The organism is Hyphomicrobium sp., from assembly GCF_041659645.1.
Taxonomy (GTDB): Bacteria; Pseudomonadota; Alphaproteobacteria; order Rhizobiales; family Hyphomicrobiaceae; genus Hyphomicrobium_B.
Window position 1 is genome coordinate 436,284 of the sequence record NZ_JBAZXX010000004.1, and the last position, 24,524, is coordinate 460,807.

The window sequence follows — 24,524 nt, forward strand, 5'->3', positions numbered from 1 at the left end:
CATTCCCTCTCTCAGGCAACCCCCAAGATTTTATCCCAAACGGTGCCGGAAATCATCGTAGCCAAATGACCGAATGACTTTAATTTTGCCGTCCTCGTCGAGAATGGCCAAGTCGGGCAGGGGAACGCCGTTGAAGGTGTTATTCTTGACGAACGAATATTGCATCATATCGGTAAAAATGATGCGATCGCCCACATTCAATGGCTTGTCGAATGAGTACTCGCCGATGATATCGCCAGTCATGCAGGTCTTGCCACCGAGGATGTAGCCGTGTGGCTTCTCGCCGGGCTCGGCCGCGCCGATGACCTTTGGCGTGTAGGGAACCTCCAGAACGTCCGGCATGTGCGTCGAGGCCGAAGCATCCAGAATGGCGATGTTTTTGTCATTGTGATGCAGGCCGAGAACGGACCCGACGAGATAACCGGTGTCCACGACGAGGCCCGCGCCCGGTTCCAGAACGACGTCCACCTTGAACTCCGTTTTGAACGCCGTGATGGCTGCGATCAGCTTGGAGATATCGTAGCCCGGCTTGTTGATGAAATGGCCGCCGCCGAAGTTGACGACTTTCACCCGGCGGACGTAGTCGCCGAACTCGCGCGCCACGTGTTCGATAAGCCCGACCGAGCCTTCGTCACCCGACTCGCACAGCGCATGAGTATGCAGGATGTCGACCTCGTCCCACGGCACACTGTCCAGCATGTCACGCGTCGCGCCGAAGCGCGAGAACGGCGCGCACGGATCATAGAGCGCGCCGCCGAGCGTGGCGTTCGAGTACCCCGGGTTGATCCGGATGCCGATCTTGAGCCCCGGATGTTTACGGATGACGGCAAGATTTTCGACGATCTGCTGCGGCGAGTTGAAATAGATGTGCTGGGCGAGCTTCGTCAGCCGCTCGACTTCGCCGGGCGCATAGGCCGGGGAATAAACGTGGACTTCCTTGCCGAATTCGTCGTGACCGAGGCGCGCTTCGTATTCGCCGCTGGCCGTCGTGCCGTCGAGCACTTCGCGGATAATCGGGAAGGCGGCGGGCATGGCGAACGCCTTGGTCGCAAGTAGAACTTTGCACCCGGCTTCCCGCTTGATCTCGGCGGCACGCGCGAGGTTACGTTTCAAGGCCGCGACGTCGAGCACATACGCAGGCGTTGCGATAGATTGCGCCCAATCAAAAGACTGCAGTTTCAACTTGGTGAGGTCGGACACTTCCAGCCACCGATCAAATGAGGAAAAGCGCCTTATGGCGAGATGCGAACAGATCCGGCAGTCGCGCCGGGCCATTTGTAGATGAAGGTAAGGTAGGCAAGCGAAACGTATATGGCTCCGAATGCCAAACTTCCAAGGAACACCGATGCCTCATAGAGCGTGAAGCCATGAAGCCACACGGGTCGTCCGTTTCCGAAACCCGAAATCTCGCTCGCCGGATTGACGAGCTTCGACCATGCCCGGTCTGTGCCGACGAGTAGATCGTTGAGCCCCCACGTCAGCGCGCCCATGAACGCTAAGCCGCACGACAGAAGGGCGAACGCGAGCAGCCGAAGCGAAATCGGCGCCTCGCGAAGGAACAACCAAAGCCCGGCGATGTAAGCCGAGATCATCCCGAAACTGACCGAAACGACCGAGACCACGAGGGCCGTCAATTCGTTGCGGATCGAAAGGATCTCGGCTTCGCTCATCAGGTTTCGACCGCGAACAACTTCTTCTGGTCGGCTTTGTCGATTTCCTTGGCGTGCCAGGGCAAGCCCTGCTCGGCAAGTTCTTCAAGGAACGGCTCAGGCGGCAGTTGCTCGACGTTGAACACGCCCTTACCCTTCCAGATGCCCTTGAACATCATGATCGCGCCGACGACGGGCGGAACGCCGGTCGTGTAGGATACGGCCTGTGCGCCCACTTCCTTGTTCGTCTCGGCGTGGTCGCAGACGTTCCAGATCATGTATCGTTTCTTCTTGCCCTTCTTCTCGCCCTTAAGGACGACGCCGATCGACGTCTTGCCGGTGTAGTTCTCGGCCAGCGACGACGGCTCGGGCAGAACCGATTTCAGGAACTCCATCGGGATGACGGGCGTGCCCTTGTACATGACGGGATCGATCCGGGTCATCCCGATGTTCTGCAGCACGTCGAGGTGCTTGATGTAGTTGTCGGAGAAGGTCATCCAGAAGCGGATCTGCTTCAGGCCCTTGATGTTCTCGACCAGGCTTTCCTCTTCCTCATGATAGATGAGGTAGGATTTGACCGGCCCGACTTCGGGATAATCGACAATCGTCGAGATCGACAGCGCATCGATCTCAATCCACTCGCCGTCTTTCCAGTATTTGCCGCGCTGCGTCACTTCCCGGAGATTGATCTCCGGGTTGAAATTGGTGGCGAACGCCTTGCCGTGGCTGCCCGCGTTGCAGTCAACGATGTCGATCGTGTGGATCTCATCAAAGAGGTTTTCCTGCGCGTAGGCGCAGAAAATGTTCGTGACCCCGGGATCGAAGCCGCAGCCGAGTACCGCCATCAGCCCCTTCGCCTTGAACTTGTCGTGGTAGGGCCACTGGTATTTGTAGGTGAACTTGGCCTCTTCGCGCGGTTCGTAGTTGGCAGTGTCCATGTAATTGACGCCCGCTTCGAGGCAGGCGTCCATGATCGCCAGATCTTGATAGGGGAGCGCCATGTTGATGACGAGATCAGGTTTGATTTCGTTCAACAGCTTGACCGTGTCAGCGACAATGTCGGCGTCGAGCTGATGAATCTCGATCGGCGTCTTGCATTCGGCCTGGACCTTCTTGCAGCTTTCGAGACGGCGCGACGCGAGATGTATCTTCTTGAAGACATCGCGGTTCATCGCGCATTTCTTCGCGACGACCGAACCCGCAGCGCCTGCCCCGATGATGAGTACGTTGTCCAACGGCCGCTCCCAGAGTTGAAACGCCGGTCATACCGGCTCCAGCAAGCGCTTGAAAGTCTGCGCTGGGGGCGGGAAATAGGGCAGAAGCGCAATTAATTCAATAGTTCCGAACGGTTGCCCGTGCAGACGCGCCGGAACACCGTATAAATTGCCCAAAAAGAGAATTGTGACAGTTATTCGAGAGGGGCTTTCACCTCCGAAGCCGCCCAGCAGGGTGAGGCTGGGAAGCCCTGGAACGGCGAACGTCAGTCTGAACGTTTCACAAGCTCGTAAATCGGACAGACAGAACGCTGCTCCGGCGCCGGCCATCCATAATTGGAGAGATCAAGGTCCGCCGCGTCAAAGCGGTTCAGTATCGAGAGTCGGGCAGAAGCGAGATCGGGCTCCTTGAGCCAGCGGGCATGCGAAATGAAAAGCTTGGCTCCGGGCGCCAGACATCTCCCAATATTGGCGAAGAACAGCTTTCGCTGCGCCTCGTTGCAATGATTGAGGACCGAAAACGCCAGCCCGTAATCGAACCGGCGTTCGACACCCCGAAAATCAAAATCGGCAAGCATGGCGACCGACGGCCGTTTGTCGGCTAAGCCATGCTCAGCAATGAGCCGTTGCCCGGCAGTGACGAACGACGCGTTGTAATCGAACCCTTGGTAATTACCGGCATCGAGATAGCGAATGAAATGCACCCCGGCACGCAGCGGACCGCAGCCGATGTCGAGGAGCGTCGACGAGGGTTCGAGACCGCGCGCGCGAAGCAGATGAAGCTGAAAAAGGCCGCGCGCGTCCCAGCCTTCACTGCCGCCGCCGAGGTGAAGCTTGTAGTCGCCCCGCGCGATGGCGTCGTCGTCGAGTTGGAGACTGGTGTATTTACCGGCGATGGCCCTGGCGCCAAAGATGCGCTTCAGCGTTCCACCGAATGCGCTTGTCCCCATGACGGAATATTCCTTCGAGAATTGCCGAGTGAGATGGACGAGCGCAGACCGAGCAGCGACTTTCGGCTGCGGCTGCGGCTGCGGCTGCGGCTGCCGCTGCCGCCGCCGGTGCCGGTGCCCCGACACCCCGACACGCCGAAGTAGCCCGTTGACTTACGGCAATCGCCCAACCGCCGGCATCCGTCCGGATGACCTAGGCCGTCTTGCTGATCTTTGATGCCGAAATCGGCGGCTAAGCCCCCGCCGCGGGCCGCCCCGCCCGATCATCGCCATGTTTCTAAAGTCCTGATTGACGGTAAAGAATTCCGATCAACGGAGGAGAAATGGCGGCTTTATCCACCGCGCTGTTCGCCTGGGGGTTACAGCGATTTGGCGCGATAAAGTTCCACACCTCGGGCAATGCGCGGCTGCAACCGCTGAGCGTTAGGCTGAAGAAGCGAGATGTTGCGAGTTTCGCCGAGAATGGCGCCCTCGAAGCCCGTCTCGAACGGATCGATGATGAACGCCCGATCGAGCGGATATTCGTTATGGGCTGCGGCCGTTCGGGCACCTGGCTTTTGACGGGACTGATGTCGACGTTCAACGACACCTGCGTCGTCGCTAAGGAAGTGCCGATCGAATTGTTCGCGCAGTTGACGACCACGGGAAAAAACCTGGTTCTTAAACGAAACAACGTCTCGTTCGAGGGGCTCTCGCAAATTCCGGAACGTATCAAAATCGCCTATGCAATCCGCCATCCCTACGACGTGCTGACAAGCCATAACCCGACAAGCGCCCAGACCTATCACGTTGACGTCCAGCGCTGGCTCGGCGAGATGGCGGCGTTGCGAGCCGCTCTGGAGAGTGGCAGAAAAGGTATTTGCATCGTTCGCTATGAGGACATGGTGAACGATGCCGAACGTGTCCAGCGTAAGCTTGGTGACGAACTCGGTCTCGAGGTCGGAACGTCCGTCGAAGACCTGGCGACGGTCTTTCGTCCGTCGGGCGAAGCAAAGTCGGCGATGCACGGACTGCGCGGCATCGATAAGCAGTCGCTTCACAAATACAAAAAAGATCCGGACAAGGTCGCATATCTGAAATCGATCAAGCCCCAACTCGGCGAAACGCTCGATTGGGTATCGAGCCGCTTTGGCTACGATATCAGTCTCGACTGATTGGGATGCGCTGCTTGCGGCTCGGACCATTCGAGCCAGCCTCGTCGTTCGAAGCCGATCGGCGTCTTTATGCGACGCGATCGCTTTGGGCCGCCCATGGCCAGTTCGTGCGGTGGTCTTTCAAAAGTTCTCCGCCGCCGACGTCGAATTTCAGGATGCCGTTGGAAATAAAGTCTTGCTTGCTCGAATACTTGCGCGAGTTTCGACCCAGAAGAGAGGCGTCGCGCTGCATCATGACGCCGAGCAAATCCCGATATGCGCGATAGTCGGAACTTTGACGATCGTAGCCTCCGCTCTCGATCGCGAAGTCGATTTTTTGCAGAAGACTGCCGGTGAATTTGAAATGCATAAGCGGCAGTTGAATGCCGTCGGCGGGAGCCCGGTTGGTTTTATGAGAATTTATATGGAAACAACTTTCATCCCATCGGATGAGCGGAACCTTGTAAAGCGCACAAAAAGACTTTTGCTTCTCAGTTCCAATCAGCTTCCGCACACCGGATTTAATCGCGCGAAACGCCGACGCGCGTTTCTGCCCGTATAACGCGATCTGATGCTCCTGCATCAATCGCTGCCGCACGCCACCATAAGCACGCCGAAACTCATTGCACCCGTCGATCCAGGAACCGTAATGACAGTCGTCGAAGTAGGGATATCGTGTCAGCAAATCCGATTTGCTTCGGGGCGCTTCCCGCTGTTGCAGATCGATCGCCTTATCCGGGTAGAAATCGACCATCACCGCGCCGACCGTATCGATGTTCTTGCCGTCTAGAATGTGGGTGAAAGCCTCGAGTTGCTCGAACCCCGGCGGCAACTCCAGAAATTCGTCGGCGTCGACGAGCACGCCCCAACGGCCGTGGCAGTACTTTTGTGGAAGTTCCGTTCGCCACAAAACGTCTGCTTTTTTTCCGTCGATGTACTGACCGTAGGTGAGGTCGCTGTTCACGACCGTACAATCGTCTTGCGACATCAAGTATTCAGTTGTTCCGTCATCCGAGCGATCGTCGAGAATGACAAAATGCTTTGCTCCAAGACCTCTGTAGTGTTCGAAAAAGGCCGGGAGAAAGAAAATCTCATTCTTCACTATGGAAATGATCGGAACGGAACAATCGACGTTTGCCTTTTTCACTTCCCGGAGCATCCGAGACATCCTCAGATTCGTGCGCAATACGACCTCTGACCGTATTGGATGCACATCCGAATAGCCTATGTCAAAAGGCGGATGCCATAAGTTGAGGACGACGCTCCATTCGCCTCATGATTGCTGCACATTTCACACACTCGAACCGCCATCCGAAGTGGATTCTATGAGGCGCCTCAACTACTTCACGTCGATCCAGATGAAGCCGTCGCGGTTGGGCATGTTCACCTTGGGCAGCGTCTTGGCGTCGATCTCGTCGGATTCGCCGATGATCCTGTTCGCGGCAAGAAGATAAGCCGTGATGGCATATGTCTCGTCAGCCGAAAGCGAGCCGGGTGCCGCAGGCGGCATGCTGCGCGAGACGAAATCAAAAATCGTCGTCGCGAATGGCCAGTAGGGGCCGATGGCCTTGCTCGGGTTGTCGGACGAGGGCGGCTTCGGTCCGCCGACAAGGTCTTCCGCCGTCGCGCCTTCCCCGTGCTGACCGTGACAGCTCGCGCATTTTTGTACGTAGAGCAGGCGGCCTTCTTTCGCAGTTCCGTGTCCGGACGGCAGTCCGCGCCCGTCCGGAAAAACGGTCTTGTCCCACTTGACGACATCACTCGCGGACATGGGTGTACCGAGACGTGGAGCCTTGGTGCCGTCATCGGCAGCCAAAGCCGATCCAAGCTGTGCGGCAAGTCCGAACGTCAACGCGAAAAGCCTAAGCGTAGACATGGGTGATCTCGCCGTCCTCGTCGATGGCCCAGCATACGATGGCGTTGTAATGAAAATATCCTTCACGGCCGCGTTCCCTGACTAGAACGTCGCGCTCAGGTTGAACGTATCCGGTCTCATCCGTCGCTCGGCTTTTGATGAGCGCCGGTTCGCCGTGCCATGTCCATGGGCAGCGGAACCGCGTGAAGCATTGCGGCATGACAGGATCTTGCAGATGCGCCTCGGCCCACGTCTTGCCGCCATCCGCTGAAACGTCGACCTTGGCGATCCTTCCGCGCCCGCTCCACGCGAGCCCACGAATTTCATAGACGTTCGGCCCATGAAGCTTCTGCCCCGGAGACGGCGAGGTGATTACGGATTTCGCATCCATCGCGAACGTGAACATGCGCGCTTTTCCCGATGGCAGCAGCTCCGTGTATTTCGCGGTTTCGTTGCGCGTCATCGCCGGTTGGTCGGTGATGTGCAGTCGGCGCAGCCATTTGACGTTCGTGATGCCTTCCCAGCCCGGCACGATGAGCCGGATCGGATAGCCGTTCTCCGGACGAACGCGCTCTCCGTTCTGGTAGACGCCGATCATCGCGTCATCGGCGAGCTTCGCCAGTGGCAGACTGACATTCATGAGCCCAGCGTCGGCGCCTTCGGCAATCACCCACGACGCTTTCGGATCGACTCCCGCCTCATCGAGCAGGATCGAGAGCGGCACTCCGGTCCATTCCGAACAGGATACGAGCCCGTGAAATGCCCCGACCGGACGTTGGATCGGTTCTTCGTGCCATCCGGCGTTGCTGTTGCCGCCGCATTCGATGAACAGAAAACGCGATCGCATCGGATAGCGCAGCAGGCTTTCGACCGTGAATTCCAACGGCTGCCGCACCAAGCCGTGAATAACGAGCCTGTGCAAGGCTGGGTCGATATCCGGAACGCCGTCATGGTGGCGTTCGAAGTGCAGGCCGCTTGGCGTGATGATGCCTTCGAGATCTTCCAGAGGCGTCCACGAGACACCGTCGCCAGCGGGTACGCGATTGCCGCCGATGTTTCGGAAAACGAATTTCTCATACTTCGAGGGCACACCGTAGCCGGTGAATGGGCCACCGGTTTCATGCAGCCATGGCGGGTCGGAGAGGTCTTGCGGCTGCGTGTCAGCAGCCTCTTTGGCACTCAGCGAGGACGCCGCTTGCGCCGTCGCCAGAACGAGGCCGCCTTTGAGAAAAAGGCGGCGATGCAAAATCCCGTTACCGGCAACAGGCGTTAAATCGTCATTTGAAAGCTTGGCGGCCACGCGGCCGTTCCGCTGTTCGACGGCGTCAGGATTGGCTCGGTGTTGAACGACCACTGAACTGTGTGCCGTTCGAGTCTTCGGCCTTCACGTTCATTTCGTCAGCCGGATTTCCTTTGTAGGTGAAGCGAAAATTCGGATCTTCACTGATGGAAATTCCACCTTCCATGGAGAAGACTAGTTTTCCGCCAGTCGTCACCGATAGCTTATCGATGAAGCGTGCCGGCGGATAAGCGTGGGTCATCTGGTCCATGGCCATGCCCGAGGTATTGGGATGCTTCAGCATCACCTGAGCCACCTCACTGCCGTCCTCTTTACCGACCGCAGTCTTGATGTGCATCTTGCCCATGGTCTTCGCAGCTTCTTCTGCGTCCTTGCTTGCCGGCGCGGAACAGCCGCCAGATGCCTTCACGAATGCCGTGGTCATGTAGAGTTTGTTGTCAGAGGTCTCCACGATGGCGCGAACCTCAGAATATTGGTCGATGCGTACGCGTGTCGCCAGCATACGCTCGCCCGTTCCGGCCGCCTCGCCAAACGTAAAGGCTGCGACGACGGGAGCAGGGTTCTGATCGATTATGATCGTCAGCGTTTTGACGTCACCGGCAAAAGCCGCAGGCATGCGTATCGTTATCGGAACGGTCGCGGCATCCTCGGCCCTTTTGGGGGCTTCGAGGGTAATTTTCCCCGCTCCATCAAGAATCTCGCGGGTGCCGAACGCGTCTTTGCGGATACCATCCCAGGCAGTGGGATTAGCGACAGAGGCAGCGCCATCTTCGGCGAGAGCGCTAAAACTCATTGCCGCGACCAGCACAAGGCCTACGCAAATACCGCTCGCTATTCTCCGCATCGTTTCCTCGCTTGCCGCCTTTGGAACGGTCTCGTGCGCACTGAACGCCGAATTGCAGAACAAAATACTACATTAATATAGGGACCGGGTCATCTATTCCGCAAGGAGACCTACGCCTTCAACCTTGGTACGCGTAACTCCCTACATTTGTTACAAATTAGCCGGTGGCAACGAAGCGTCAAGCGGCCGCCGTCCGGCTAAGCCAAGCCCGCCAGCCGCCAAAACTCGTTATATCCTCCGCCCCGACGGTGGCGTGGCTCTCGCACAGGAAGCCTTTGACCTGCTGCCCGTCTTCCAGAACAAGCGTTCCGATGCCGAGCGGGGCCGGAATCAGAGCTACGAACGAACCGAACGCGGCGTCGTCCATTTCCCAGATCTCGACTTCGATCGCACCCGGTCCCGTGCCTTCATAGACCAGCCCGGGTTTGGGCGGCGTTGTCCCCGGCAGGGCATAAAGGCGGTATCCAGCCGCGGTCCGCGACGTCTCCCTGAAGATTGCATCGCGTTCTGTAAGCTGACCGTTGAGCGGTTGACCGGAAAGATGCGCACCGACAACGGCAACCTGTACGGTCTTTTTCTTTGCGGGATGTACCGCAACGCGCTTCGTATCGGAGAGCACCGCCTGCGTGCCACCGAGCTTGGCGTCGAGGAGTGCCCGATGGACCGCATCCCCGATCGTCGCAAGCTTACCGTCGGAAAATGCCCGGCCGATGAGGGTGACGCCGAACGGAATGCCGTCGTCGCGAAAGCCGGCAGGAACCGCAAGCGCCGCAAGGTCGAGGAGGTTGACGAAGTTCGTGTAGGTGCCGAGGTTCGAGTTGAGACGGATCGGGTCCGACAACATATCGCTGATCTTATATGTCGTTCCGGCCGTCGGCAGGAGCATGACGTCCATGCGTTTCCACTCGGCGTCGGCGGCTTGGCGGAGCGAAGCGAGACGATACAAGCTCTCGAACGTCTGCAACGCGGTTTTGGATCTGCCACCGCGAATGATGTCGCCGACGACCGGATTCAACTCATGCTCCGGAAGGTTCTCGATCGCATACAGCCGTTCCGCAACCCACGGCCCGTCGTAGAGCATCGTGGCCGTGTCACGGAATGGCGTGTAATTGAAAGGCGTGATCTCGACGCCGAGCCCGGCAAGCCGATCGATCGTGTGAAGATAAAGCCGGCGGTATTCACTGTCCTCGAAGAACGAGAGCGGCGAATTGGGTACGCCGACCTTCAGCGGTCGGCCCACGCTCTCGACCGCGAACGGCGGCGCGTCGGAGCGCGAGAAGCAATCCTCCTTGTCGAAGGCAATTGCAGACTCCGCTACCTTTGTGGCATCGGCCACGGTCAGAGCGAAGATCGAAATGGTATCTTGGCTCTTGCACGCAGGAACCAAGCCGCGCGTGGAAATGAGACCCTTTGTCGGCTTCAATCCGACGATGTTGTTGAACCCTGCCGGGACGCGCCCCGATCCCGCCGTGTCCGTTCCAAGCGAAAACGAAACGAGACCGGAGGCCACGACCACCGCCGAACCGGAACTCGACCCGCCCGAGATGTAGTCCGGGTCGAAGACACTCGTCGGAATGCCGTAGGGCGAACGCGTCCCATTGAGGCCCGTCGCGAATTGATCGAGGTTTGTCTTCCCAATCAGAATTGCGCCCGCTGCCTGAAGTCGTTCGACCGCCGTCGCAGATCGCTCGGCGGTATAGGCGAACGCGGGGCAGGCGCACGTCGTTGGCATCCCGGCGACGTCGATGTTGTCCTTGACCGCGAACGGAATGCCGTAAAGCGGACCGCGCGGGGCTTGCCGTGCGCGCTCCTTGGCCGTTTCCTTCTCGACCAGTGCAATCCAATCGGGCTGTACGCCCTTCGCATGGATGCGTGCGTAAACCTCGTCGATGACAGCTTCGGGAGTGGTCTTCTTCTCATCGTAGAGCGCGGCGAGATTGCCGATATCGAGCGATAGAGTCACGCCGTCGCCTCCGCCTGCGGTTCTTTCAAAATAACGAGCGTCTGTCCGAGAGAAACGGGCCGGCCTTCCGAGCAGCGCACTTCATGTACGATGCCGCTTGTCGGCGCCGGAACGGCCATCTCCATTTTCATCGACTCGACGATAATTAAGGTTTCGCCTTCCGAAACAGCCTTGCCGGGTTCGACAAGAATTTTCCAGACGCTACCCGGCACGGGGCTTTCAACAGCCGTTGCTCCCGGTGGCAAAGCGGCTTCGGCATCATGATCCTCAACCGTATCCGCCGAGTTCCCCGCACCCTCCTGATCGCTCTGCTGCCAGCGCGCCCTCTCTGCCTCAAAGGCGGCCTGTTGGCGCGATTTGAATTCTCCGATCGTCTCGGCATTCTCCGTGAGGAAACGCTGGTAGTCCTTGAGGCGAAACGTCGTCGGTTCGATTTTGACGCCGGCTTGGCCTTCCAGAAATCCGTCGCGAAATTTAAGGAGATCTTCGCTCGACACCGGATAGAAGCGAATCTGATCGAAGAAGCGCAGGAGCCAAGGCGAGCCCGCCTCGAAGTCTTCTGTCGTCCGGTACGTGTTCCAGACCTGGCACGTTCGTCCGAACAGCTGATAACCGCCCGGCCCCTCCATGCCGTAGATGCACATGTAAGCGCCGCCGATTCCGACGACATTGTCCGGCGTCCATGTCCGCGCCGGATTGTACTTCGTCGTCACGAGGCGATGACGCGGATCAACCGGCGTCGCGACCGGCGCGCCGAGATAAACGTCGCCGAGGCCGAGAACGACATACGTCGCATCGAAGACGATCCGCAGCACATCCTCGATGGATTCAAGACCGTTGATGCGCCGGATGAACTCGATGTTCGACGGACACCACGGCGCGTCCGGCCGGACGCCCTGCATGTATTTGTCGATCGTCTTCTGGACGGCCGCGTCATTCCACGACAATGGCAGATGAACGATGCGCGACGGCACTTCGATATCGCTCAAATCGCCAAGCGTATCCTCAATGGCCGAAAGCTCCGTCAGCAGATCTTCAAGCGGCAGCGTCGTTCCGTCGTAATGAATCTGCAGCGAGCGGATGCCCGGCGTCAGATCGAGAATGCCCGCAAGCTTCAGTTTCTCGAGCGCCGTCATCAACGCATGAGCGCGAAATCGCAACGTGAAATCGAGGATGATCGGCCCATATTCGACGAGCATGTAGGCATCGCCTGCACGGCGATAGACGACGCGCGGATTGTCGCCAGCACTTTCGCGGCCGCCGATGACGCAATCGTCGACGCCCCACTTGCCGTTGGGAAACGACGGCGCCGCCACCGACTTCAGCGAGGCGACCTCGGCGTTTTGCTTTGCGAGGCGCGCCGCAGCCGCAGCCGGAGTAAGACGCGCAAAACGAACTTTGTCGCCGGGTCGAAGCTGACCCATCTTCCACAATTCGGCCTGCACGATCGTTACAGGGCACACGAAGCCGCCGAGCGATGGACCGTCGGGGCCGAGGATCACGGGCATGTCGCCGGTGAAGTCGATGGCACCGATCGCATAGGCGTTGTCGTGGATGTTGCTCGGGTGCAGCCCCGCTTCGCCACCGTCGGTTCGCGCCCACACCGGCTTCGGGCCGATCAGGCGGATGCCTGTCGGATTGGAATTGTAGTGCACTTCCCAATCGGCGGAGAAAAACGTGTCGATGTATTCCGGAGCGAAAAAGTCCGGTGCGCCGTGCGGTCCGTAAAGCACGCCGATTTCCCACGTATGGGTGAGGTTGGGCTTGAGGTCCGCGTCAAGGCTCGCCATCGAAGCTTGGGCGATGTAGGCAGCGATGTGAAGCACGTCGCCCGTCATCAGCACGCGCCCGCCATGCCCTCCGAACTTGCCGAGCGTGAACGTCGCCTTGCTGCCGAGATAGGATGGCACGTCGATACCGCCGCGAACGCCGATATACGCCCGAACGCCCGGGCCTTTGACGCCGCTGATCTTCAGAACCTGCCCGGCTTTGATGGCAAATGGTTGCCAATAAGGAGCAGGCTCTCCGTCGAGAGTCGCGCCAAGCTTAGCGCCGCCGAGGCAGACCACCTTGTCGGTATTAAAGCGCAGCGTTGGCCCCGACAGCGTCGTCTCGATCGTGGCTGCAGTCTCGTCGTTGCCGAGCAGGCGATTGACGAGACGGTGCGAAAGCGGATCCATCGGACCCGAAGGCGGCACGCCGACCGCCCAGTAGCCGATCCGCCCCGGCCAATCTTGGATCGTTGTCTGCGTCCCGGGAGACAGAACCTCGATCGTGTCGGCTTTGTAGACAAACGTCTGCAGCGTCCGCGTCAGCATTTCGCCCGCGGCGAACACGTCCGAACGCGACAACTGGCGCAAATAGTCGAGGTTGGTTTCAAGCCCGCCAATGCGTGTTGCGCCGAGCGACGTTTGCATCCGCGACAGAGCATCCTCGCGCGACGCACCCTTGACGATGATCTTCGCGATCATCGGATCGTAGAACGGTGAAACCTCCGAGCCGCTCTGCACCCAAGTTTCGATCCGCGTTTCGGGCGGCCAAGTGACGTCCGTCAGGCGGCCCGAACTCGGGCGGAAATCTCGGCCCGGATCCTCGGCATAAAGTCGAACCTGGATCGAGGCGCCGCTCGGAACGAGCGTCTGTTGCTCCGGGAGATGCAACTCGCCTGCCGCCTGCCGCACCATCCACTCGACGAGATCGACGCCGATGACTTCCTCGGTAACGCCGTGCTCGACCTGCAGCCGCGTGTTGACTTCGAGAAAATAGAACTCGTTCGTCTCGGAGTCGTAGAGATATTCGACGGTGCCCGCGCTTTCATAATTGACCGATTGGCCGAGCCGGCGCGCCGTATCCCAGAGAGCCGCGCGGGTCGCCTCGGGAAGGTGAGGCGCGGGCGTCTCCTCGATGACTTTCTGATTGCGCCGCTGCGCCGAGCAATCGCGCTCACCGAGCGAGACGACGTTCCCCCTGCCGTCGCCGAAAATCTGCACCTCGATGTGACGGCCACGCGCGACATACTTCTCGATGAAGATGCCGGCGTCCTTGAAATTATTACGCGCCAATCGCTCGACACGCTCGAACATCGGCTCGATTTCGTCCGCCGATAACACGAGCTGCAAGCCGATGCCCCCGCCGCCGGCCGTGCTCTTGATCATCACCGGATAGCCAATGCGCTGAGCTTCGCTTTTCGCATGCTCGACGTCACGGATAAGGCCAGATCCCGGCGCCAAGGGCACCTTTGCTTCGTCGGCGAGTTCGCGCGCTTTATGCTTCAGGCCGAAGGCGCGCATGTGCTTAGCCTTCGGACCGATGAAGACGATTCCGGCCTTCTCGCAGGCTTCGGCGAAGTCGGGATTTTCCGACAGGAAGCCGTAGCCGGGATGGATCGCGTCGGCACCTGTCTTCTTTGCGGCGTCGAGAATGACGTCATACTTCAGATAGCTTTCAGCTGCGGGCGAGGGGCCGATGGCGACAGCCTCTCCCGCCTGCATGACGTGCATCGAATGGCGATCCGCTTCGGAATAGACGGCAACGCTCGCGATCCCCATCCGGTCGAGCGTCCTGATGATGCGGCAGGCGATGGCGCCGCGATTGGCGATCAGTACTTTGCGAAACATGCGCTTTACGCCCCCTTGCCCCAAATGAGCACTTCAACCGGTGTTGGATTGTAGGCGTTGCAAGGGTTGTTGAGTTGCGGGCAGTTCGAGATCAGAACGATGACGTTCATATGCGCGGTCATCTCAACGTATTTTCCGGGCGCGGAGAGTCCGTCCTCGAACGTCAAGCCTCCGTCCGGCGTGACGGGTACGTTCATGAAGAAGTTGATGTTGTGCCCGATGTCGCGTTTCGAGAGGCCGTAGTGCTCGTTCTCGGCGATGGCGAGCATGTAGCTGTCGCGGCAGGCGTGCATCGACTTTTTTTCAAGTGCGTAGCGCACAGTATTGCTTTCCGTCGCGCAGGCACCCCCGAGCGTATCGTGACGTCCGACGGTGTCGGCCGTGATCGTCACCATTGGGCGACAGAGATCGGACAGAAGAACCGAGCCTGCGCTGAGGTAGACGTTGCCTTGCTCGCGAATGGTGTCGGATGCCGAATAGCGTTCGCCTGGATCGTCGGCGTTGAAGAACAGCGTGTCGGCCGCCTGGTTGCCTTCGAGGTCGAGAATTCGGAACGTCTCGCCCTCGCGGACAACGTGCATCCAATAATCGCCTGCCGGTACAATCCGCCGATAGATGGCATCGGCGTCATGAAACGTGCTTTCCTTGATCATTAGTGTGCCTCCCCGCAGCAACCGGCGAGAAAGATCCGGTTGTTTTCGAAGCCGCGGCCGTTCTCGGGATGCGAGAGCAGGGCGGGGTCGTCGAGTGCGGCCGGCGGTCCTTCGAAAATCTCGAACTGCGCCGGCTTCCGGGGATAGCTGTTCGCGGGATTGAACGGATGCGGGCAGGTATGAAACAGCACCAGAGTATCCATCTCGAAGCGAAGCTCGATCTGCGCGCCGGCCTTCGCAGCCGAGGAATCGAGCGACATCGCGCCGCTTTCAGCAACGACGATCTTGCTGAACCAGTTGACGTTGGCCGCAAGATCGCGCCGGGTGAGGCCATACTTCGCGCCTTCGACGAGGAAGCTGTCATGGCCGTTCTGCCGCCAGTCATTCAGCGCCGACTGATAGCTTTTCTCGCCCCATTTGCGAGCAACGATGGCTTTCGTCGCATTGCCTGAAACGGTGTCGTGCCAACCGAACGTATCGGCGACAATCGAGCAAAAGATGCGGCCCATGTCGGAATAGAGACAATGCCCCGTCGTCAGCTTGAAGGTATGCTGGCACTTAAGAGTGTCGGGCGCATTGTAGCGCTCGAGAAGGTTCTGCGGATTGTAGAACAGCATGCCGATGTTGGCGCCGCCTTCGGCATCGGTCAGCCGCAACCGCATATTTCGCCGCATGAGTAGCGACCAGTGCTTACCTCCGGGCAGAGTATCGGTGTAGACCAAGTTCCCCATTATTGACTCCCAACACAGGAGCATCCCGCTCTCTGCGCGCCGATCCGGGCCGTCCCGGGTTGGTGACAGCCGCCGAGGGTCGTCCCTGGCGGAGGCGTGGTGACCTATGAATGCGGCGTCGAGTGCCCGTGCCGTGTGGTAACGCCCGGCGCCCCCGCAATTTTCGGCGGCCAAATCTCGATATCCTTGGTAATCATCGCGCCCTTTGGCAATACGACGCCGTTGAGTTTTGGCGTAATGTCGGCGCTGAGACGCGCGCCATAACGCTCGGCCTCCTCCGGTCGATTTCGTGGACGCTCGAATGCGATTATGCGGGTGCCGAGTTCGAAAGCTTCTCTTAAATCGTGCGTCACCATCACGACGGTCAATTCCGATTCATTCCAGATCCGCCGCATCAGAACGTGAATTTCGGCACGGATGCCTGGGTCGAGCGCGCCGAATGGCTCATCGAGCAAAAGGATCTTCGGGCGCCGCATCAGCGCCTGGGCCAGCGCAAGGCGTTGCTGCATGCCACCGGAAAGTGCCGTCGGATATTTCTTCTCGTGTCCCAAAAGTCCGACTGCCTTGAGAAGCTCCATCGCGTCCTCTTCGGCCTTCTTCCTTTTGGCCCCGAAGAGACGGCCGAACCCGCCGGACATCTCGAACTCACGTCCGATGATCACGTTGCCGAGTACGGTCAGATGCGGGAACACCGAGTAGCGTTGAAATACGACTCCGCGATCGGAATCGGGTTCCTGCTTCAATGGCTCGCCTGCAACCGTAATTCCTCCCCGCGTCGGGCGTTCCTCGCCGAGGAGCATGCGCAGGAATGTGGTCTTTCCACAGCCCGACGGACCGACAAGCGCAACGAACGAGCGCGGCGCGATTGTGAGATCGATCTGTTCGAGAACGACGTGGTCGCCGTATTCCTTCCAGACTTTGTTGAAGACGATGGCGTTCATGATGACCTCGCTTGCGCAAACCAGGGGAAAGCCTTCCGTTGCAGGATACGCAAACCAAGATCCATAAGGAAAGCGAGGAGGGTAATCCAGGCGACATAAGGCAGGATCACATCCATCGAGAGATAGCGGCGAACGAGGAAGATGCGATAACCGAGACCCGCGTCCGCTGCGATCGCTTCGGCGGCGATCAGGAACAGCCACGCCGGTCCGATTTCAAATCGGACCGAGTCGATGAGACGAGGCAGCGTCTGCGGCAGGATCACGCGCAACGCGATCTGCATGCTCGACGCGCCGAGCGTTTGCGCTTTGATAAGCTGTTCCCGCGGGATGTCTCCGACGCGAAGCGCAATATCGCGAATGAGCTTCAGCGATGTGCCGACCACGATCAGCGTGATCTTCGAAGCCTCGCCAAGACCCATCACGATAAAAAGAATGGGGAGTAAGGCAAGAGGCGGCACCATCGATAAGACCGCCACCACAGGGCCGAACGTGGCTCCCGCGACCGGCAGCAATCCGAGAACGATGCCCAGAACGAGCGCGATAATCGTCGAAATCGCAAGACCGGTGACGAGCCGCGTCACGCTTGCCGCTGTATCGTCCCACAGCAGATATTTGCCGGTGCGCGCATCCGGCTTCAGCGCGTAATCGTCGATCGCCTCGCCCATTTTCGCGAAACTCGGGAGAAGCTTGTCGTTCGGGTTCTCCGCAAGGCGGATACCCGACCCGACAAGGTAAGCGATCACAAGAAGAACAAACGGCAGGAAGGCAAGCGCGAGGCGCCACGTTCTGTCCGGACGATAGTTTATTGCGCGCATCGAGAGCCGCCTTCCTGCGATCATGTCTGTGAAGGGAGAGACGAGTGCTTAGAGCTTGCCGTCTTCAGCTTCCTTCATGTAGGTCGCGTCGTAGCGGAACTTCACGTTGCCCTTGTCGCCGAAGACAGTCTTGTCGGGGAATTCGACGCCGACCGCGCCGTCCGATTTCGCATCCTTGCCGAGAAGCGACTTCTCGAAGAGGAACTTCGATACCAGTTCAGTCGTCGTCTTGAGGGCGGGGCTCGTCGTGAACGCGACGGCGTCCTTAGGATCCGAGAACAGCTTCGTCGTCGCAAGCTGCTCGTCGAAGCCCTTGAGATCGGTGCCCGACGCTTTCGCCATCGCTTCTTTCGATGTCGTACCGTCTTTCATCGTCGCGAGCGTCTCGTACCAGATGCCGACGAGCGCCTTGGCGAACTTCGGATTGTCCTTAAGGACCGCAGAATTCACGACCATCAGGTCGATGATTTCGCCCGGGATCTGCGAGCTGTCGAAGACCTTGTGCGCATCGGGTGATTCAAGAATAGTCGAAACGATCGGCTTCCAGGTCACGACCGCCGTGACGTCAGGAGTCTTATAAGCGGCCGCCATATCGGCATCCGACGTATTGACGACCTTTAGGTCTTTCTCCGCGAGGCCGACTGTCGGAAGTGCGCGCGCGAGCAGATAATGCGACACCGAGAACTCGACGAGGTTGACTTGCTGCCCTTTGATATCGGCGAGCTTGTCCTTGTTCTTCAAGATGACGGCATCGTTGCCATTGGAGAAGTCGCCGACGATGACGGCCGTCGTATCCACGCCACCGGCGGCGGGAATGGAGAGCGCGTCCATGTTCGTCACTGTGACGGCGTCGAATGCGCCAGCCGTGTATTGGTTGATCGATTCAACGTAGTCGTTGAACTGTTTGACTTCGATGTTGATGCCGTATTTGTCGGCCCACTTTTTCACGATGCCGGAATCGGCAGCGTAACCCCAAGGCATCCAGCCGACATAAATCGACCAGGCGACCTTGAAGTCCTTTTTCTCGGCGGCATTGGCCGGCGACAGGGCAAACCCCATCACGACCGCGGCGCCGATCACAGCTTTCAGAATTGTCTTGGCGGAATAGCGCATTGCTAACCCCTGTCCTTGTGCTGGCCACTCATTCGACCGCGAGGGGCATCGTGCAAGGAACGGGGGGTCCTCTAATACGCGCGGAAACAATGCGCAGATGGAGGCCTGTCCGTTCGAGCGCCAAAGCTACTCGCGGTGTAGGTCTCCCGGGCTTTTATCCCGCCGTGGCTCCGCCGCGCTGTTGGCGAGGCGGGAGAGCCTCTCTCGGACCTGTCGCTCGGAAAAGCCGGAACCCTAGAGGCGTTATACAGGTTTGACTGCACATGCCGTGCCAGCTCGAAATTGCAGCAAATTCAGAATTTCTTCTTACTGGCGAATGACCCGTTGCCGCCGCCTTATGCGTGACGCCTATTCCGTAGGCATCATTTTTCCGGCGAGCCCTCGGCCGAAAACCATGTATTTGCCGGCACGCTGCCCGTGCTGGCTTCCGCCCGCGGGCTTGCCGCAAGCAGGCCGCGAAGCATCGCAACGAGGCGCGATACCGGCCCCTTGCCGCCGCATTGCAGACTGATGCGGGCACCCTCGAAAAGAAGAAATACCTCATCCGCAAGGAGCTCCGGCTCGCGATAGCGTGCAGCCCGGAAGACGTTGACAAGGCTATCGTGTTTCCGCTGCTTGTAGGCTTCGATCACGGCGCGGGCAGGGTGCCCGGCATCCAACTCGACAGCGGCATTCGCAAGCGCACATCCGCGCTCAAGCTTGTTAGCGAGAACGTCCTCGACGTGATTGATCCAAGCAGCGAGCTTCTGTTCGGGAGTGCTCGAACTTTCACCAAGCAGGCGGTCGAGGATCTCGACGTTTTCGCTTGCGAGCTGTTCGACATAGGCAACGATGAGATCGTCCTTCGATCGAAAATGCCGGTAAAGCGTCATCTTGTTCGTGAGGGCGGTATCGGCGATCGCCTCGACCCCAACCGGGTGGACACCGAAACGATAGAACAGCTCGCATGCCGCTATTAAAATGCGCTCGCGCGGCGGCTTACCCGCAAGGCTGGCGCTGATTTCCGTGCGCAACTCGCTGAAATTGCGCGCCTCCCTGTCCAGCGTTGTACCCATCGCCCTCTTGACGAAAAAGTTAGCGGCCGTTAGCTGTGTTACCGATCGGTAACTGCACCCGTGACTCGCTAACATGACTCCTCGGGTCTGTCATTCGCTGTTTGGCGCTCGCGGTCGATGGGGTGGGTCTGAACAAAATTGATCGGTGAACGCGCCGGGGCGCTGTTCGCCGTCGGAACTGGCGCTCGATGTCGAGAACGCGATCGCGTTCGAATGCGACGTTGACGGCAAATATTCGAGATGGAGAAAGAACGCGTGTTCCAACGATCCGCTCCAATCGTCGCGGCTCTGCTCTTTCTGTCGGCGGGCATGTCCGGATGCAGCGAGGAAAAATCCTCGGCTCAAGCTGCGCCGCCGCCACCGCCGCAGGTGACTGTTGCTAAACCCACGAGCAAAGTCGTCACGGACTATGACGAGTACGTTGGCCGGTTCGTGGCGCTCGATTTCGTCGAGGTGCGGGCTCGCGTCTCGGGCTATCTCGATAAAATCCATTTCACCGATGGCCAGATGGTCAAGGCCGGTGACCCGCTGTTCACGATAGACCGCCGGCCTTTCCAGGCCGCTCTCGATCAGTCCCAGGCTGCCATTGCTCAGTCGCAGGCGAACGTCGCTTTCGCACAGGCCGATTTGCAGCGTGGCCAGAGTCTGGTCACAGGCACCACAATCACGCAGCAAACGTTGGATCAGCGCCTCCAGGCGAAGCGCGTTGCCGAAGCCAACCTGACCGCGTCGGAAGCCGCAACCCGTCAGGCGGCTCTCGATCTTGAGTTCACCGAGCTTACGGCGCCTGTCGCTGGCAGAATTGGTGATCGCCGCGTATCGGTCGGGAATCTCGTCACGGGCGGAACAACCGGCAACACGACGTTGCTCGCGACGATCGTCTCCGTCGATCCGATTCGCTTCGAATTCACGATGGATGAGGCGTCCTATCTTCGCTATCTGAACGCAGCGTCCGTAAAGCGTGCTGACAGCATCGATCGCGGCCTGAGCCTTAATGCCCAGCTGAAGCTGATCGACGAGAAAGACTTCGTGCACCAGGGCCACATCGACTTCGTCGACAACGCCATCGATCCGTCGTCAGGAACGATCCGCGGCCGCGCTGTCTTCAAGAATGCCGATGGCCGGCTGACGACGGGCATGTTCGGGCGCATCCGGATTGCCGCGCAAGAACCGGCCGTAGCGCTCCTTGTTCCGGATGAAGCAATCGGCACCGAGCAGGTCCGCAAATTCGTCTACACGATCAACAGCGACAACGTCGTGATGCCTAAATACGTCACCCTCGGCCCCGTTGTGGATGGTCTGCGGGTCATCACGAAGGGCCTCGTCGCCGACGATACGATCATCGTCAACGGCCTGATGCGCGTTCGCCCCGGCGCCAAAGTGACGCCGCAACTGGCGACCGCCGACGCATCGAAATCCAAGGACCAGACGGTCCGGACCAACTAAAGAACGGACCGTCCAATGCGTCTCTCGCACTTCTTTATCGACCGGCCCATCTTTGCGGCCGTCATCTCGATCATCTTCGTCATCATTGGCGCAGTCTCGGTCAGCCGTTTGCCGATCGCCCAGTATCCGGAAATCGCTCCGCCCGTCGTCAATGTCACGGGGCAATATCCCGGTGCCAGCGCCGACGTCGTGGCAGCGACCGTCGCCACTCCGCTTGAGCAGCAGATCAATGGCGTCGAGCGCATGCTGTTCATTTCGTCGAACTCGACGAATGACGGACGCTTCACCATCTCGATCACATTCGACATCGGGACAAATCTCGATATCGCCCAGGTGCAGGTGCAGAACCGCGTCTCCATCGCGCTGCCACGCCTGCCATCCGACGTCCGCAACATCGGCGTGACGGTTGCGAAGGCGTCGCCGGACCTGATGATGGTCGTGCACTTGCTTTCGCCCGACAACTCGCGAGATACGCTTTTCATATCGAACTATGCCAACGTGAACGTCATCGACCAGCTGACCCGTATTCAGGGCGTTGGTTCGATTTCGGTTTTCGGCGGCCGCGATTATTCGATGCGTGTCTGGCTTGATCCCGACAGGCTGCAATCGCTCGCACTGACCGCAAGCGATGTCGTCACGGCGCTCCAGGGTCAGAACGTCCAGGTGGCCGCGGGCATTCTGAACCAACCGCCGCTGCCGAACCCGGGAGCCTTCCAGATTACGGTGCAGACGCAGGGGCGCCTGATAGATCCGAAGGAGTTCGGAAATATCATCGTCAAGCAGTCGAGCAATTCGATCGTTCGCGTGAAAGACGTCGCGCGCGTGGAGCTTGCCGGCCTCGATTACGGCATCAACTCGTATCTCGACAAGCAGGCCGCCGTCGGCCTCGGCATCTTCCAGCTACCTGGTTCCAACGCCATCGAAACGGCAAAGAAGATCCAGGACCAGATGCAGGAAATTTCCAAGACTTTCCCGCCGGGTCTCGAGTATACGATCGTCTACAATCCGACCGACTTTATTCAGCAGTCGGTCAATGCCGTCATTCACACGATCCTCGAAGCCATCGTGCTCGTCGTCTTCGTCGTCATTTTGTTCCTCCAAACATGGCGCGCGGCGGTCATTCCGATCGTGGCGATCCCTGTATCGCTCGTCGGCACGTTCTTCCTGATGGCGCTGTTCGGATTCTCGCTGAACAACCTGTCGCTGTTCGGTCTCGTCCTCGCCATCGGTATCGTCGTCGACGACGCGATCGTCGTCGTCGAAAACGTCGAGCGCAACATGGCGAACGGATTGAGTCCCCGGGAGGCCGCCTACCGCACGATGGAGGAGGTGGGGACCGCGCTCATTGCCATCGCTCTGGTGTTAAGCGCCGTCTTCGTGCCGTCCGCGTTCATCACCGGTATCGCCGGCCAGTTCTATCGCCAGTTCGCATTGACGATCGCCGGTGCGACCGTCATTTCGCTGATCGTGTCGTTGACGCTGTCGCCCGCCCTCTGCGCCCTTTTATTGAAGCCGCATGATGAGAACCCACGGCACAGCATTCTGACTTGGCCGATCCGCGCCTTCTTTGGTGCCTTTAACTGGAGCTTCGACAAGCTCTCGCGCGGCTACGGATGGGTTGCTGGTCGTGCGGTCCGGTTCGCGGCAATTATGCTGATCATTTACGCGGGCCTGATCGCGTTCGGCCTCAATGAATTCCGCAAGACGCCGGTCGGTTTCATTCCCGATCAAGACGGCGGGTATCTGATCACCATCGTGCAGTTGCCGTCGGCCGCCTCGCTGGCGCGCACCGACGCCGTCAATCAGCGCATCGTCGACATGGCTCTCACCGTCCCCGGCGTCGCCCACTGCGTCAATCTCGTCGGCTTCTCCGGCGCAACGCGTGTCAATGCCTCGAACGCCGGAGCGGTCTTCGTCGTGTTGAAGCCGTTCGAAGAGCGCGCGAAAGATCCGAATATGTCGGCGGCCGCCATTCGGGCCGCGTTGCTGAAGAAGTTCTCGACGATTCAGGAGGGACTGGTTCTCGTCGTCGCGCCGCCACCGGTTCGCGGCCTCGGCAATGCCGGCGGTTTTCGCATGATGGTCGAGGACAGGAGCGGCGCGGGCTCGGGCGCCCTGCAGCAGCAGGTCAACGCCATGATGGGCAAGGCCGCACAGACGCCCGGCGTCCGCCAGGTTTTCTCGCTGTTCGAAACCTCCACCCCGCAGCTTTACCTCAACATCGATCGCGTGAAGGCCGAGATGCTTGGGATAAATATCCCCGATGTGTTCGCCGCGCTGCAGACGTACCTGGGCTCGCTCTACGTCAACGATTTCAACATTCTTGGCCGCACGTTCCGTGTCACCGCGCAGTCCGATAGCTCCTTTCGCTTGACGGGGAGGGATGCGCTGGACATTCGCGTCCGGAATAAAAGCGGCAACGCTGTTCCGTTGGGATCGTTCGTAACGGTCAGCGACATCTCTGGCCCGTCGCGTGTCCCGCGCTATAATCTCTATCCGGCCGCCGAGCTCGATGGCTCCGCCGCCATCGGATACTCTCAGGGGCAGGCGCTCGACATCATGCAGAAGATGGCTGGTGAAACATTGGCGCCGGGCTTCAGCTATGAATGGACCGATCTCGCCTTCCAGCAGATCAGAGCCGGCAATACCGCCGTCTTCGCATTTGCTCTCGGCGTTGCGTTCGTGTTCCTGGTGCTCGCCGCCCAGTTCGAAAGCCTGACGTTGCCGCTCGCCGTCATCCTGATCGTTCCGATGAGTTTGATCGCATCGATCTCGGGCGTCATCATTCGTGGCATGGACAACAACATCCTGACCCAGGTCGGTTTCATCGTCCTGATCGGCCTTGCCGCGAAGAACGCGATTCTGATCGTCGAATTCGCTGAGCAACTCGAAGCTCAAGGCCGCAGCCGGTTCGAGGCGGCGACAGAAGCAGCGCGTCTCCGAATGCGGCCGATCATCATGACATCGCTCGCATTTATTCTCGGCGTCGTTCCGCTTGTCTGGGCCGTTGGCGCCGGCGCCGAGCTTCGCCAGGCCCTCGGCACCGCCGTCTTTTCCGGCATGATCGGCGTGACCTTCTTCGGCCTGATCTTCACCCCGGTTTTTTACGTGGTTTGTCGCTGGCTTTCGGGCCTTGGGCGCCGCAGGTCGGAGGGGCAACACGAGCCGCCGCCACATCCCGCGGAATAGGCAACCTGCGTCCTAATTCGCTCACCGGCCCGAGCCGGTGCAAGCCTCGCACATGA

General features: G+C 59.4%; 19 protein-coding genes and 1 riboswitch. Of the genes, 3 read left to right on the plus strand and 16 right to left on the minus strand.

Features of this window, described 5'->3' with window-relative positions:
* Positions 1-30: 30 nt before the first annotated feature.
* The 4 genes from nspC to WC811_RS16545 form a co-directional block, all read right to left on the minus strand.
* The gene (nspC, locus tag WC811_RS16530; RefSeq protein ID WP_372646417.1) at positions 31-1,200 is read right to left on the minus strand and encodes a carboxynorspermidine decarboxylase; all 1,170 of its coding nucleotides are present in this window, start codon (positions 1,198-1,200) and stop codon (positions 31-33) included.
* A gap of 32 nt (positions 1,201-1,232) precedes the next feature.
* The gene (locus WC811_RS16535; protein WP_372646418.1) at positions 1,233-1,670 is read right to left on the minus strand and encodes a hypothetical protein; all 438 of its coding nucleotides are present in this window, start codon (positions 1,668-1,670) and stop codon (positions 1,233-1,235) included.
* Positions 1,670-2,884, minus strand: coding sequence for a saccharopine dehydrogenase family protein (locus WC811_RS16540; RefSeq protein ID WP_372646419.1), 1,215 nt, complete (start codon positions 2,882-2,884; stop codon positions 1,670-1,672). The genes WC811_RS16535 and WC811_RS16540 overlap by 1 nt, the downstream gene beginning before the upstream one ends.
* A 245-nt stretch (positions 2,885-3,129) precedes the next feature.
* A complete protein-coding gene (locus WC811_RS16545) occupies positions 3,130-3,813 on the minus strand; it encodes a class I SAM-dependent methyltransferase (RefSeq protein WP_372646420.1) in 684 nt (227 codons plus the stop codon).
* Between the two features lie 323 nt (positions 3,814-4,136).
* Here WC811_RS16545 and WC811_RS16550 point away from each other — a divergent pair, with 323 nt between their 5' ends.
* Positions 4,137-4,967 carry a sulfotransferase gene (locus WC811_RS16550; RefSeq protein ID WP_372646421.1) on the plus strand — a complete coding sequence of 277 codons (831 nt, stop codon included), beginning with the start codon at positions 4,137-4,139 and terminating at the stop codon, positions 4,965-4,967.
* Positions 4,968-5,034: 67 nt separating this feature from the next.
* Here WC811_RS16550 and WC811_RS16555 read toward each other — a convergent pair whose 3' ends face one another.
* The 12 genes from WC811_RS16555 to WC811_RS16610 all read right to left on the minus strand — a co-directional run bounded on the left by WC811_RS16555 (position 5,035) and on the right by WC811_RS16610 (position 19,833).
* Positions 5,035-6,093 carry a glycosyltransferase family 2 protein gene (locus tag WC811_RS16555; RefSeq protein ID WP_372646422.1) on the minus strand — a complete coding sequence of 353 codons (1,059 nt, stop codon included), beginning with the start codon at positions 6,091-6,093 and terminating at the stop codon, positions 5,035-5,037.
* 192 nt (positions 6,094-6,285) lie between these two features.
* Positions 6,286-6,822, minus strand: a complete 537-nt coding sequence (locus WC811_RS16560) for a c-type cytochrome (protein ID WP_372646423.1) — start codon at positions 6,820-6,822, stop codon at positions 6,286-6,288.
* Positions 6,809-8,101, minus strand: a complete 1,293-nt coding sequence (gene soxC / locus WC811_RS16565; protein ID WP_372646741.1) for a sulfite dehydrogenase — start codon at positions 8,099-8,101, stop codon at positions 6,809-6,811. Before soxC ends, WC811_RS16560 begins: the two co-directional genes overlap by 14 nt.
* 25 nt (positions 8,102-8,126) lie before the next feature.
* The gene (locus WC811_RS16570; RefSeq protein ID WP_372646424.1) at positions 8,127-8,945 is read right to left on the minus strand and encodes a quinoprotein dehydrogenase-associated SoxYZ-like carrier; all 819 of its coding nucleotides are present in this window, start codon (positions 8,943-8,945) and stop codon (positions 8,127-8,129) included.
* A 178-nt stretch (positions 8,946-9,123) separates the two neighbouring features.
* The gene (gene atzF / locus WC811_RS16575; RefSeq protein WP_372646425.1) at positions 9,124-10,908 is read right to left on the minus strand and encodes an allophanate hydrolase; all 1,785 of its coding nucleotides are present in this window, start codon (positions 10,906-10,908) and stop codon (positions 9,124-9,126) included.
* Positions 10,905-14,525: an urea carboxylase gene (uca, locus tag WC811_RS16580; protein ID WP_372646426.1), complete on the minus strand. Its 3,621-nt coding sequence runs from the start codon at positions 14,523-14,525 to the stop codon at positions 10,905-10,907. The genes atzF and uca overlap by 4 nt, the downstream gene beginning before the upstream one ends.
* A gap of 5 nt (positions 14,526-14,530) precedes the next feature.
* The gene (locus WC811_RS16585; protein ID WP_372646427.1) at positions 14,531-15,178 is read right to left on the minus strand and encodes an urea amidolyase associated protein UAAP2; all 648 of its coding nucleotides are present in this window, start codon (positions 15,176-15,178) and stop codon (positions 14,531-14,533) included.
* Entirely contained in the window at positions 15,178-15,909 is a 732-nt protein-coding gene (locus WC811_RS16590; RefSeq protein WP_372646428.1) for an urea amidolyase associated protein UAAP1, read from the minus strand. Before WC811_RS16590 ends, WC811_RS16585 begins: the two co-directional genes overlap by 1 nt.
* A 104-nt stretch (positions 15,910-16,013) precedes the next feature.
* A complete protein-coding gene (locus tag WC811_RS16595) occupies positions 16,014-16,850 on the minus strand; it encodes an ABC transporter ATP-binding protein (RefSeq protein ID WP_372646429.1) in 837 nt (278 codons plus the stop codon).
* Complete coding sequence (locus WC811_RS16600) at positions 16,847-17,665, minus strand: ABC transporter permease (protein WP_372646430.1); 819 nt, start codon at positions 17,663-17,665, stop codon at positions 16,847-16,849. Before WC811_RS16600 ends, WC811_RS16595 begins: the two co-directional genes overlap by 4 nt.
* A 48-nt stretch (positions 17,666-17,713) precedes the next feature.
* Positions 17,714-18,778 (minus strand): putative urea ABC transporter substrate-binding protein, encoded by a 1,065-nt coding sequence (locus tag WC811_RS16605; RefSeq protein ID WP_372646431.1) that lies wholly within the window; start codon positions 18,776-18,778, stop codon positions 17,714-17,716.
* 141 nt (positions 18,779-18,919) lie between these two features.
* A riboswitch (guanidine-I (ykkC/yxkD leader) is annotated at positions 18,920-19,027 on the minus strand.
* A gap of 113 nt (positions 19,028-19,140) precedes the next feature.
* Positions 19,141-19,833, minus strand: coding sequence for a TetR/AcrR family transcriptional regulator (locus WC811_RS16610; protein ID WP_372646432.1), 693 nt, complete (start codon positions 19,831-19,833; stop codon positions 19,141-19,143).
* Between the two features lie 255 nt (positions 19,834-20,088).
* Between WC811_RS16610 and WC811_RS16615 the strand changes: the two genes are divergently transcribed.
* Together WC811_RS16615 and WC811_RS16620 are read left to right on the plus strand one after the other, a co-directional pair.
* Positions 20,089-21,279, plus strand: a complete 1,191-nt coding sequence (locus WC811_RS16615; RefSeq protein ID WP_372646433.1) for an efflux RND transporter periplasmic adaptor subunit — start codon at positions 20,089-20,091, stop codon at positions 21,277-21,279.
* A 15-nt stretch (positions 21,280-21,294) separates the two neighbouring features.
* Positions 21,295-24,468, plus strand: coding sequence for an efflux RND transporter permease subunit (locus WC811_RS16620; RefSeq protein WP_372646434.1), 3,174 nt, complete (start codon positions 21,295-21,297; stop codon positions 24,466-24,468).
* The last annotated feature ends 56 nt before the right edge of the window (positions 24,469-24,524 follow it).

What these genes read in the sequence shown, in the direction of transcription:
- WC811_RS16535 (WP_372646418.1), bottom strand. Translation starts at nt 1,670, where the DNA reads ATGAGCGAAGCCGAGATCCTTTCGATCCGCAACGAATTGACGGCCCTC.
- WC811_RS16545 (WP_372646420.1), bottom strand. Translation starts at nt 3,813, where the DNA reads ATGGGGACAAGCGCATTCGGTGGAACGCTGAAGCGCATCTTTGGCGCC.
- WC811_RS16550 (WP_372646421.1), top strand. Translation starts at nt 4,137, where the DNA reads ATGGCGGCTTTATCCACCGCGCTGTTCGCCTGGGGGTTACAGCGATTT.
- WC811_RS16560 (WP_372646423.1), bottom strand. Translation starts at nt 6,822, where the DNA reads ATGTCTACGCTTAGGCTTTTCGCGTTGACGTTCGGACTTGCCGCACAG.
- WC811_RS16570 (WP_372646424.1), bottom strand. Translation starts at nt 8,945, where the DNA reads ATGCGGAGAATAGCGAGCGGTATTTGCGTAGGCCTTGTGCTGGTCGCG.
- uca (WP_372646426.1), bottom strand. Translation starts at nt 14,525, where the DNA reads ATGTTTCGCAAAGTACTGATCGCCAATCGCGGCGCCATCGCCTGCCGC.
- WC811_RS16585 (WP_372646427.1), bottom strand. Translation starts at nt 15,178, where the DNA reads ATGATCAAGGAAAGCACGTTTCATGACGCCGATGCCATCTATCGGCGG.
- WC811_RS16590 (WP_372646428.1), bottom strand. Translation starts at nt 15,909, where the DNA reads ATGGGGAACTTGGTCTACACCGATACTCTGCCCGGAGGTAAGCACTGG.
- WC811_RS16595 (WP_372646429.1), bottom strand. Translation starts at nt 16,850, where the DNA reads ATGAACGCCATCGTCTTCAACAAAGTCTGGAAGGAATACGGCGACCAC.
- WC811_RS16600 (WP_372646430.1), bottom strand. Translation starts at nt 17,665, where the DNA reads ATGCGCGCAATAAACTATCGTCCGGACAGAACGTGGCGCCTCGCGCTT.
- WC811_RS16605 (WP_372646431.1), bottom strand. Translation starts at nt 18,778, where the DNA reads ATGCGCTATTCCGCCAAGACAATTCTGAAAGCTGTGATCGGCGCCGCG.
- WC811_RS16610 (WP_372646432.1), bottom strand. Translation starts at nt 19,833, where the DNA reads ATGGGTACAACGCTGGACAGGGAGGCGCGCAATTTCAGCGAGTTGCGC.
- WC811_RS16620 (WP_372646434.1), top strand. Translation starts at nt 21,295, where the DNA reads ATGCGTCTCTCGCACTTCTTTATCGACCGGCCCATCTTTGCGGCCGTC.